The following is a 9,722-nucleotide window of genomic DNA, read 5'->3' on the forward strand; positions in this document are numbered from 1 at the left end:
TTTTTTTGTTTGGACGGGAGTCCGTTTTTTTCCATTCCCATGAATAATTTTCCTGTTGGGTTGAACAATAAGGAAAGACATGAGTAAAAGCGAAAGGGGGAGAAAAGGTGCCGTCCATCGAAAAGAGACTCCTGCTCTTCTCTTTCGTTGCCATCGCCTTGTACGTGTCGCCGTACTTTGTGCTCGGTGAAGATGCGCATATGCGCGTTCATGACAATTTGGATTCCAACATCGCTTGGTATAAGGTGCTCACTCGAAGCGGTGAGCTGTTCGGACCGGTCGATGGGGTCATTCCGCAAATCATCAACGGCCTGCCGCGCAACGCGTTCGGCACAGAATTCAGCGGCATCGTTTGGCTTCACGCCCTGTTTCCATCCATTTACGCCTATGGGCTCAGTCAAGCCGCAACCCGCGTATTGGCGTTCATCGGCATGTATTTGCTGCTGCGAAAACATGTGCTGCCGGGCGAGCGCTGGGGATGGATTCGCATCGGCTCTTCGTTGACGTTTGCCTTGACGCCGTTTTGGCCATCGGGAATGTTAAGTACGCTCGGGATGCCGCTTGCGCTTTGGGCGTTTTTAAACATTCGGGGCGGCGAGCGTTCATGGGTGAACTGGGCGGTGTTGACGCTTTTGCCGCTCTATTCGAGCTTCGTGCTTGGATTTTTCTTTTTCTTGAGCGCGCTTGGGATTTGGTGGCTCATTGATGTCATCCGCGGCAAGGGTTGGAATTGGCGGTTTTTGGCGGCCATCGTCTATATGACGATGCTCTATTTGGCGGTCGATTACCGGCTTGTCCATTCGCTCTTGTTTTCCAATGAGCCGACAAGCCGCGACGAATATTTCCACGCCCGTCTGCCGCTTTGGCGCGTCATCCGGCTGACGTTCAAAAACTATGTGCTCGGCCACACCCACGTCATGACCGTGCATGGGCTCGTCATTTTACCGGTGACGCTCGTTGCCTTGTACATTGTATGGAAGCGGAAAAGCTGGCGGCGGGAGAAACTGTTTTTGATTTTGCACGGGTTGAACTTCGCGTTGTCGACATGGTATGCGTTTTGGTTTTACAAAGGATGGCTGCCGCTCACCGAACGGTTTGATTTGCTCGATAAGTTCAATTTCGCCCGCTACCATTTTTTGCGGCCAATGGTGATTTACGTCTTGTTTGCACTGGCGCTGAAAATTTTTTGGCAGGAAGGCCGAAGGTGGCGGGCGGTCGGTGCGGCGGCCATTGTCTTGCAGCTTGTCGTGCTTGCTTTATGCAATGAGGAAATCGTCTACCGCGACAAGCCGTCGTTTCGCGAGTTTTACGCGGAAAAGCAGTTTGCCGCCATTCGCCGCTATATCGGCCGCCCGGTGCATACATACCGTGTCGCCAGCATCGGCATCCACCCGGCGATCGCTCAATACAACGGCTTTTACACACTCGATACGTACAACAACTTTTATCCGCTCGAATACAAGCATCGGTTTCGCCGCATCATCGCCAAGGAGCTCGCGAAAAACAAAAAACTGCGCCAGTATTTCGATGAATGGGGCGGGCGCTGCTATTTGTTCGTCGATGAGCTGGGCAAGCGGTATATGTTTCAGAAAAACTCGAAGCGGACGATTCGCAACTTGGAATTGAACACAAACGTGTTTTATGACATGGGCGGGCGCTACATTTTTTCAGCGCTGCCGATTGAAAATGCCAGCAAAAACGCCTTGAGCCTTGAGCGGGTGTTCCGTTCCAAAGAGTCCGCGTGGACCATCTATTTATACAAAGTCGTGCCGGAGGGAGGAAGGTGACATGTTCGAACCGACGTTGGCTATTGTTGTGCCGTGTTACAACGAAGAAGAGGTGCTGCCGGAGACGATCCGCCGCTTACGGGAGTTGCGCGAACAATTGATTGAAGAGCAGCTCATTTCATCCAACAGCGCGCTTTTGTTCGTCGATGACGGCAGCTGTGATGACACATGGAAGATCATATACAAAGCGAGTTTGCGCCACCCGGAAGTGAAAGGGCTGAAACTGGCGCATAACGCCGGGCATCAAAACGCGCTGCTTGCTGGGCTGTTCGCCGCGAAAAGGCATGCCGATTGCCTCATTTCGATCGACGCCGATTTGCAAGATGATGTAGCGGCGATTCGGGAATTTGTGCAAAAGTTTCGCGAAGGCTATGACATCGTCTACGGCGTGCGCCGGCGGCGCGATGCCGATACATGGTTCAAGCGCCATACGGCGCAAGGGTTTTATCGGTTGATGAAGGCGTTTGGCGTCGATATCGTTTACAATCACGCCGACTATCGCCTTATGAGCCGGCGCGCTGTGGACGCGCTTGAACAGTTCGGGGAAGTGAACTTGTTTTTGCGCGGCATCGTTCCACTTTTGGGCTTTCGGTCGGCGACGGTTTATTATGACCGAAAAGAGCGGCCGGCCGGGAAAACGAAATATCCGCTGAAAAAAATGATCGCCTTTGCGCTTGACGGCGTGACGTCGTTCAGCGTCACCCCGATCCGTTTCATTTCGCTCGTTGGGTTTCTCTCGTTTGTCGTCAGCTTGATGTTTGGCGCCTATTTTCTTTTTCTCAAATGGGTCGGGCATACGGAAACGGGTTGGACGTCGCTCATTACGTCCATCTGGCTGTTAGGGGGCTTGCAGCTGATGGCGCTCGGGCTGATTGGTGAATATATTGGAAAAATTTACAAAGAAACGAAACGGAGGCCGCGTTATATCATCGATTTGGATTTGTGGAATTGGCCGCTGCCGCAGCGGCTGTCGCCGGCGGCGCCGCCCGAAGAGGGAGGCGCGGCCGAATGGCCGCGTTCGTAATGGAACAAAAAGGGAGGTGCGCTTTGGCGGCCGCCTTTTTTCTTTGTCTTGCAATTCAAAAAAAGAAAGAGTAGACTGATGGATGGGGAGAATGGATCATTCCATTGGCCGAAAATACGGCGAAAGTCAGTGTATGGCCGGCGAAAAGGCTTGGAAAGGGGAGAAACCGGAAATGGCCAATTGGCATGAATGGGCGGAACTGCTCGAGCGGGTAAGAGAGGAGAATCCGCTCGTCCATAATATCACGAATGTCGTTGTGACGAATTTTACGGCAAATGGGCTGCTTGCGCTTGGCGCTTCGCCGGTGATGGCGTATGCGAAAGAGGAAGTGGGCGAGATGGCGAAGCTCGCTGGAGCGCTTGTCCTCAATATTGGGACGTTGAATGACAAAGAGGTGGAAGCGATGCTTGTCGCCGGCCAGGCGGCCAATGAAGCCGGCGTGCCGGTCATTTTCGACCCGGTCGGGGCCGGGGCCACGCGCTACCGGACGGAGACGGCGCGCCGCATCGCGGAACAAGTCAAGCTCGCCGTGATCCGTGGCAATGCGGCGGAGATCGCCAATATGATCGGTGAGGCGTGGGCGATTAAAGGAGTTGACGCCGGCGGAGGAAGCGGCGATCGAGTGGCGTTGGCCAAACGGGCGGCGGAGCAGCTCGGCGCCGTTGTCGCGATTACTGGAAAAGAGGACGTCGTTGCGGACGGACAGACGACGTATCTGATTCAGAACGGCCATCCGTTGTTGACAAAAGTGACCGGAGCGGGCTGCTTGCTGACATCGGTTGTCGGAGCGTTTGCGGCCGTTGAGCGCGATGCGGCGGCAGCGGCGGTGGCCGCGCTTGTGTATTACGGCGTCGCAGCGGAGCAGGCGGCGGCCAAAGCCGGGGAGCGCGGACCGGGCAGCTTCCAGACGGCGTTTTTGGACGCGTTGGCGTATACAAGCGTCGATGATGTCAAACGGTATGGCCGGGTGGAACAACGGTAAAAGGGGAGGAGAAACACGATGGTGTACAAAGCGTTGACGATTGCCGGGTCGGACAGCGGCGGCGGCGCCGGCATCCAAGCCGATCTCAAAACGTTCCAGGAGCTCGGCGTCTTTGGCATGTCAGCGATCACGGCGGTGACGGCACAAAACACACTTGGCGTGCAAGGCGTCTACCCGCTGTCGGCGGAAGCAGTCGCCGCCCAGATCGAATCGGTGGCCGCCGATTTAGGCGCGGATGCGGTGAAAACCGGCATGCTCTTTAGTGCCGAGATCATTCGTACGGTTGCTGAACAAGTGAAAAAACAGAAATGGGAGCGGCTGGTCGTCGACCCGGTGATGATCGCCAAAGGCGGCGCTCCGCTGTTGCAAGAAGAGGCGGTGGCCGCGCTGAAAGAAGAGCTGCTGCCGATGGCGCTTGTCATTACACCGAACATTCCAGAAGCGGAAGCGTTGACGGGCGTTGTCATCCGCACGATGGATGACCGCCGTGAAGCCGCGCGCCTCCTCCACCGGATGGGCGCCCGCTATGTCGTCGTGAAAGGCGGCCATGACGATGATGGCGAAGAAACCGTCGACTTGCTGTATAACGGCAGCGAATTTTCCTATTTTAAAAGCAAGCGAATTGACACGCGCCATACGCACGGAACCGGCTGTACGTTTGCCGCGGCGATCGCCGCTGAGCTGGCGAAAGGGCGGCATCCTGTCGACGCTGTCGCGACGGCGAAGGCGTTTGTGCAATCGGCGATTGCCCATCCGCTCGGCATCGGCCAAGGCCATGGGCCGACGAACCATTGGGCGTACCGCCAATACGGAGAGTGAGAACGATGGCGCGCATCGCGAGCGGTGAAATGAAGGAGCGGCTGGCTGTTTACTTCATTATGGGAAGCCAAAACAGCGAACGTCCGGCCGCCGATGTGCTGAAAGAAGCGCTTGACGGCGGTGTGACGTTGTTTCAATTCCGCGAAAAAGGGCCGGGCGCTTTAAAAGGGGCGGACAAAGAGGAGCTCGCCCGGCAGCTGCAGCACCTTTGCCGCGCTTATGGGGTACCGTTTATCGTCAACGATGACGTCGAGCTGGCTCTCGCCATTGATGCCGACGGCGTCCACGTCGGTCAAGACGATGAGGACGCGCGGCGCGTGCGGGAAAAAATCGGCGATAAAATTTTGGGCGTCTCAGCGCACAACGTCGAAGAAGCGATGGCGGCCGTTGAGGCGGGCGCCAATTACCTCGGCGTCGGCCCGATTTACCCGACCAGTTCGAAAGAGGATGCAAAGGAAGCGCAAGGACCGGATGTTCTCCGCCGCTTGCGCGAAGCCGGCATCACCATTCCAATCGTCGCCATTGGCGGCATTACGGCTGCGAACGCCAAAACCGTTGTGGAAGCCGGGGCGGATGGGGTATCCGTCATCAGCGCCATCGCTTCGGCTCCGTCGCCAAAGGCGGCGGCCGCCGCCTTAGCGGAAGCGGTGCGGGCAGCTCGCACGCGCTGAATGAAAAAGTCGGTTTCCACTTGTAGGCAAAGCGCCATAAATGAAAAAAGGTGTCCCGTTGATAGTTCGGGACACCTTCTTTTTTGACGGCTAGGTCGTTGTCTGCCGCCAGTTCGGCCATCGCCATTCCAACAGCGGCCGCACGAGCCGGACGACCGGCTTGCTTCCAAGGATGAGCATCATGGCAACCGACAGTGCAAGCAGAAGCGGATAGCCGTGCACATCCATAATAAAGTCTGGGAATGGCGTCTCGTGCAAATATTTTAAAATAAACCCGTGCAAGATATAGATGTAAAACGTGCGCGCCCCGAGCACGGAAAACGAGAAGCGACGGCTCGGGATGAGCGACAGAAAGCCAAACATCATGAGCAGGCTCGCCCCATAAATGGCGAGGCGGCTCGCAATGCCGGCTGGTTCCGAGACGCCGAGCGTATCGTACGATTTCGAGCCGTACAGCCAATCTTGCGGCAAATCCGGAAACCCGAAATGGATGACGAAAAACATGCTAACAAGCACAAATAGCGAAACGAGGCGCACTGGGGCGGCAAACAAGCGCTCGATCGCCGACTTTTGAAAGAAAAATCCAAGCAAAAAGAACGGGAAAAACGTGAGCGTCCGCGACAAGCTCAGCCATTTTTCCGCTTCCATCATGCCGCTGGTCAAGCCGAGAAGAAGCGCCATCGGCAATGCGATCCGCTTTGGCAGCCGGCCGAACCATAACAGCAGCACGTTCCAGCTAAACAGGCTGAGCAAAAACCATAAACTCCAATGCGGGGTCAATAAGTCAAGTTCCAGCGACTGTTTGTCATACAGGAAGAAATAGTAGATCGAATACAGCAGCTGGAACAGAACGTACGGGATGAGCAATTTTTTCGTGATTTTTTGCAAGTAGCCGTGCTCATGGAATTTTTTGGCGAAATAGCCGGAAATGAAAATGAACGCTGGCATGTGGAAAAAGAAAATCCACGTATACAAGCTGTGCACCCATAAGACGCCGTCAATGTACGGGCGTAGAAAGTGGCCAAACACGACGAGGAGCATGAGCGCGCATTTCGCGTTGTCAAAATAATAGTCCCGCTCCTTCATAGTGTTTCCTCCTTTCTATACACACCAATTCGAATCATACTCCTTCTTTTTGAGGGAGTCAACGCAGGAAACGAAGCGATGGGATGGCCGCTGTCATCAGTTTGCCAAAGAAAGGGGATGATTCGGTGAAAAACGATCGGCACGAAATGGACGATATGACGCAGTTGCTTGAAATCATCAACGCCAAAGGAGACGAAGGAGAGCTTCATGAGATCGTCTGCAGCGACGAGTTGTTTTGGAAAAGCTTGCGGGCGCAGGCGGAGGACAGTGCGAAAGGAGGGGAGTAGATGGAACTGTTGCGGGCGAAGCGAATGGCTGAAGCTGGGGAGATCGTTCCGGTGATGTATAAAGGGAAACAAGTGGTGATTCAGCACGTCGATGATGAGCGCGAAATGGCTCGCGTTTATTTCACCGATGAGCCGGAACACGAACAAGACGTACCGGTGCGACTGCTTGAGGAACAATGAGAGATGGGCAAATTGTCGCCGTTTTGTCAAGGGAAAGACGATGACACCGTCCGTTCTTCTATGGTATAATGATTCAAGAAACGACGCTTGAACATGGGAGTGACAAACATGAACATCGGCTTTGGAGAAATTGCGCTCATCGTCTTTTTCGCTTTGCTCATTTTCGGACCGAAAAAGCTGCCGGAGTTAGGACAAGCGGCCGGGAAAACGTTGCGCGAATTTAAGAATGCGACAAAAGGCATCATCGACGATGACGAGACGACAAAAGCGCAAAAATAAGAGGTTGGGCATAGAGGCCTGGCCTCTTATTTTTGTATTTCGTCCGTGACTAGCCATTTCCTCCGCGATGCGGCAAAAAAGAGACAAGCTCTGTCAAGGGGCGCCATATACATATATATGGAGGTATGTTGGCTCGTTGGGATAAGCCGTGGCGGAGGGGTTTCGTGATGATCAAAAAAATGGCGGCGGTGATTGTCGGCAGTCTGCTTCTTGGCGTTGGCATCAACGTCTTTTTCGTCCCTCACCATTTGCTTGATGGGGGGATGATCGGGCTCGGGCTGATCGCCAAATACGTGTGGCACGTTCAGGCTGGGTTGACGATGATCGTCTTAAGCGTTCCGCTTTATGCAGCCGCATGGTTTTACTACCGCCCGTTTTTTTACAACAGCTTGCACGGACTTTTATTTTCCTCATGGATGATTGACGTATTGTCCGTTTTGCGCGGCGTGGTGGTGTTGGATTCGCTTCCAAGCGCGGTCATCGGCGGGGTGCTGGTCGGCGCGGGCATCGGCTTGATGCTGCGCGAGGAGACGAGCACGGGCGGGACCGACCTGCTCGCCCAGTTTATCGCTAGATGGACGAACTGGAACGTCGGGATCATCATTTTTGTCATTGACGCCTGCATTATTTCAGCTGGGAGCATGATCATCGACTCAGTGCCGTTTGTCCACTCGCTTGTCGTTGTCACGGTCGTCGGGGCGGTGACGACGATGTTGACGCGCGAAAAAACGATGGGGGTATAGCTCGAATCCCCATCGTTTTTCGTTTCAGCAGATAGGCGCTCCTCTATGGGAATGCGGCACCGAAGGCGCCGTTTCCGGCTGTTTGCTGATTGATGCTGTGGGGGAGTTTTAACATCGTTCGCACAGGAGATGAGAATTTTGTCCGTTTGACCTTTCCCAGCGACGAGTTCCCCAATCATTGGCGGAAGGAGCATCGGTTATCGCTTAGCCAGCTCGAGCGCGCGGTAGACGTTAATCAGCCCATAGCCGTAATACGGATCTTTTCCTCTCTCGCCTAAGTCATCAGCGCTTTCGAGAATAATGTCGCGCACTTCATCGTTCGAAAGCCGCGGGTTGACGGAGCGGATCAAAGCGGCGAGTGCGGTGACGTGCGGCGCGGCCATCGACGTGCCGGAAAGGGCGGCGTACCGGTGGCCGGCAAACGTGCTGGCAATGTTCGTTCCAGGCGCGACGACATCCACATAGTCGCCGTAGTTGGAATAAAGTGCATAGGAAAGATCCGGATTGACAGCGCCAACACTGATCACTTCTGGATACGCGGCCGGAAAGCTCGGCTGTGATGTGCTGTCGTTGCCGGAAGCGGCGACAAGCACGACATCATGGGCGTCGGCGTAGCGGATCGCCTCTTCAAGCACCGAGGACGGTTGGTAGTTGCCAAGGCTTAAATTGATGACCTTTGCCCCGTGGTCGACCGCCCAGCGGATGCCTTTCGCCACGTCGATGCTCGTTCCATAGCCGTCCGCATTTAATGCTTTGACGGCCATGATCGGGTTGAACCATGTTATGCCGGCGACTCCTTCGTCGTTGTTCGGCTGTGAGGCGATAATGCCAGCGACATGGGTGCCATGGCCATTTTCGTCATTCGGAGAGCGGTCGTCGGCCAATACGTTGTATCCGGGACCAAGGCGGCGGATTAAATCGGGATGGGTCAAATCGACCCCGCTGTCAATGATGGCGACAGGCACGGTTTGTTTGCCGCGCGACAACGTCCAGCCGTCTTCAGTATGAATGGCCGGAAGTTCCACTGGTAGCGGGCGTAAAACGAATCGTTCGGGATCAGCGCCGGCTTGTTCCACTCATTTTGCATGTAAATGTAGTGCGGTTCGCAATAATCAACCATCGGAAGGGATCGGAAATAGCGGCGCATCTCTTCGTACGTTTGCCCGCGCGAACGGAATACAAACACGTGGTCGACCTGCTTGATGAGCTGGCCGGCGATGGCTGCCTCCATTTGTTGAAGACGGCTTTTCGATGGCAATGCCCGAAAGCGGACGACGATCTCATTGGCGAAATAATGGCTTCGGTCACCGCGGCGATTATGGAGGATTTCCCGAATGCGCGGGTGCTTGTTCAACTGCTGTTTCAGCTGTTCGCCTGCGCTTAAGCTGTCTAAGGCGACAACGGTTGGATGGGTGGGTGCGACCTCGGCGTCAAACGGCTTCAGCCGTGGTGGAGCCGGGGCGTTTTCTTCTAGAGCCGGTCGCCCCAAGGCGGCTGCGGCAACGAGTAGAGCAACAACCGCGCTGGTCGCGGCCCATATTCGGTATCGGCGTTTCACGCTGTTCACCTCCTTGTTGTTAGGATGGGCGAATGGAGGGCAAATCATGAAAAATGGGATTCCACTTGCAGCGGGCGAATCCCATTTGTGCGTTCAGCGGCCGGCTGATTGCAACACTTGCTGCGCCGTTTGCATATCGACGCGCAGCTGCTCTTGGACGTTGGTCGGATGATAGTATCCTTTGTTGATTATGTATTGGCTAATTTGCTCGTGAAACGCAATCGCGTCATTTAACTTCCCTCCGAAAGAAGTCTCCTACTTCCAAACGTGAAGGTGCGCCAGCACCAGTGAAAGTGGGAGATGAAT

Annotated in this window: 10 protein-coding genes and 2 pseudogenes; 9 read left to right on the forward strand and 3 right to left on the reverse strand. The window is 54.9% G+C overall.

All coding sequences use genetic code 11. The annotated features are described in order from the left end of the window. Nucleotides 1–107: 107 nt before the first annotated feature. The 5 genes from I656_RS00705 to thiE all read left to right on the forward strand — a co-directional run bounded on the left by I656_RS00705 (nucleotide 108) and on the right by thiE (nucleotide 5,283). Nucleotides 108–1,787 (forward strand): DUF6044 family protein, encoded by a 1,680-nt coding sequence (locus I656_RS00705; protein ID WP_013523628.1) that lies wholly within the window; start codon nucleotides 108–110, stop codon nucleotides 1,785–1,787. A gap of 1 nt (nucleotide 1,788) precedes the next feature. Next, entirely contained in the window at nucleotides 1,789–2,811 is a 1,023-nt protein-coding gene (locus tag I656_RS00700; protein ID WP_015374695.1) for a glycosyltransferase family 2 protein, read from the forward strand. A gap of 172 nt (nucleotides 2,812–2,983) precedes the next feature. Then, nucleotides 2,984–3,793, forward strand: a complete 810-nt coding sequence (gene thiM / locus I656_RS00695) for a hydroxyethylthiazole kinase (RefSeq protein WP_013145495.1) — start codon at nucleotides 2,984–2,986, stop codon at nucleotides 3,791–3,793. Nucleotides 3,794–3,811: 18 nt separating this feature from the next. Beyond that, nucleotides 3,812–4,612 (forward strand): bifunctional hydroxymethylpyrimidine kinase/phosphomethylpyrimidine kinase, encoded by an 801-nt coding sequence (gene thiD / locus I656_RS00690; RefSeq protein ID WP_015374697.1) that lies wholly within the window; start codon nucleotides 3,812–3,814, stop codon nucleotides 4,610–4,612. A 5-nt stretch (nucleotides 4,613–4,617) separates the two neighbouring features. Next, nucleotides 4,618–5,283 carry a thiamine phosphate synthase gene (thiE, locus tag I656_RS00685; RefSeq protein WP_015374698.1) on the forward strand — a complete coding sequence of 222 codons (666 nt, stop codon included), beginning with the start codon at nucleotides 4,618–4,620 and terminating at the stop codon, nucleotides 5,281–5,283. 90 nt (nucleotides 5,284–5,373) lie between these two features. Here the strand turns inward: thiE and I656_RS00680 are convergent, their stop codons facing one another. Continuing rightward, a complete protein-coding gene (locus I656_RS00680; RefSeq protein ID WP_015374699.1) occupies nucleotides 5,374–6,369 on the reverse strand; it encodes an acyltransferase family protein in 996 nt (331 codons plus the stop codon). Nucleotides 6,370–6,494: 125 nt separating this feature from the next. Between I656_RS00680 and I656_RS00675 the strand changes: the two genes are divergently transcribed. From I656_RS00675 to I656_RS00660, 4 genes are all read left to right on the forward strand, one after another. After that, nucleotides 6,495–6,656: a hypothetical protein gene (locus tag I656_RS00675; protein ID WP_223810903.1), complete on the forward strand. Its 162-nt coding sequence runs from the start codon at nucleotides 6,495–6,497 to the stop codon at nucleotides 6,654–6,656. After that, on the forward strand, nucleotides 6,657–6,836 hold the full coding sequence (locus I656_RS00670) for an H-type small acid-soluble spore protein (RefSeq protein WP_011231010.1): 180 nt from the start codon (nucleotides 6,657–6,659) through the stop codon (nucleotides 6,834–6,836). A gap of 108 nt (nucleotides 6,837–6,944) precedes the next feature. Next, nucleotides 6,945–7,115, forward strand: a complete 171-nt coding sequence (locus I656_RS00665; protein ID WP_011231011.1) for a twin-arginine translocase TatA/TatE family subunit — start codon at nucleotides 6,945–6,947, stop codon at nucleotides 7,113–7,115. A gap of 167 nt (nucleotides 7,116–7,282) precedes the next feature. After that, on the forward strand, nucleotides 7,283–7,858 hold the full coding sequence (locus I656_RS00660; protein ID WP_015374701.1) for a YitT family protein: 576 nt from the start codon (nucleotides 7,283–7,285) through the stop codon (nucleotides 7,856–7,858). 197 nt (nucleotides 7,859–8,055) lie between these two features. On the opposite strand, the pseudogene I656_RS20050 reads toward I656_RS00660, so the two are convergent. Beyond that, nucleotides 8,056–9,416, reverse strand: a pseudogene (locus tag I656_RS20050) (S8 family peptidase). A 93-nt stretch (nucleotides 9,417–9,509) separates the two neighbouring features. Then, nucleotides 9,510–9,650, reverse strand: a pseudogene (locus I656_RS19560) (spore coat protein); the annotation flags it as partial. Between the last annotated feature and the right edge of the window lie 72 nt (nucleotides 9,651–9,722).

It is taken from the genome of Geobacillus sp. WSUCF1 (assembly GCF_000422025.1).
GTDB classification, from domain to species: Bacteria; Bacillota; Bacilli; order Bacillales; family Anoxybacillaceae; genus Geobacillus; species Geobacillus zalihae.

What these genes read in the sequence shown, in the direction of transcription:
- I656_RS00700 (WP_015374695.1), top strand. Translation starts at nt 1,789, where the DNA reads ATGTTCGAACCGACGTTGGCTATTGTTGTGCCGTGTTACAACGAAGAA.
- I656_RS00660 (WP_015374701.1), top strand. Translation starts at nt 7,283, where the DNA reads ATGATCAAAAAAATGGCGGCGGTGATTGTCGGCAGTCTGCTTCTTGGC.
- thiD (WP_015374697.1), top strand. Translation starts at nt 3,812, where the DNA reads ATGGTGTACAAAGCGTTGACGATTGCCGGGTCGGACAGCGGCGGCGGC.
- thiM (WP_013145495.1), top strand. Translation starts at nt 2,984, where the DNA reads ATGGCCAATTGGCATGAATGGGCGGAACTGCTCGAGCGGGTAAGAGAG.
- I656_RS00665 (WP_011231011.1), top strand. Translation starts at nt 6,945, where the DNA reads ATGAACATCGGCTTTGGAGAAATTGCGCTCATCGTCTTTTTCGCTTTG.
- I656_RS00670 (WP_011231010.1), top strand. Translation starts at nt 6,657, where the DNA reads ATGGAACTGTTGCGGGCGAAGCGAATGGCTGAAGCTGGGGAGATCGTT.
- thiE (WP_015374698.1), top strand. Translation starts at nt 4,618, where the DNA reads ATGGCGCGCATCGCGAGCGGTGAAATGAAGGAGCGGCTGGCTGTTTAC.
- I656_RS00680 (WP_015374699.1), bottom strand. Translation starts at nt 6,369, where the DNA reads ATGAAGGAGCGGGACTATTATTTTGACAACGCGAAATGCGCGCTCATG.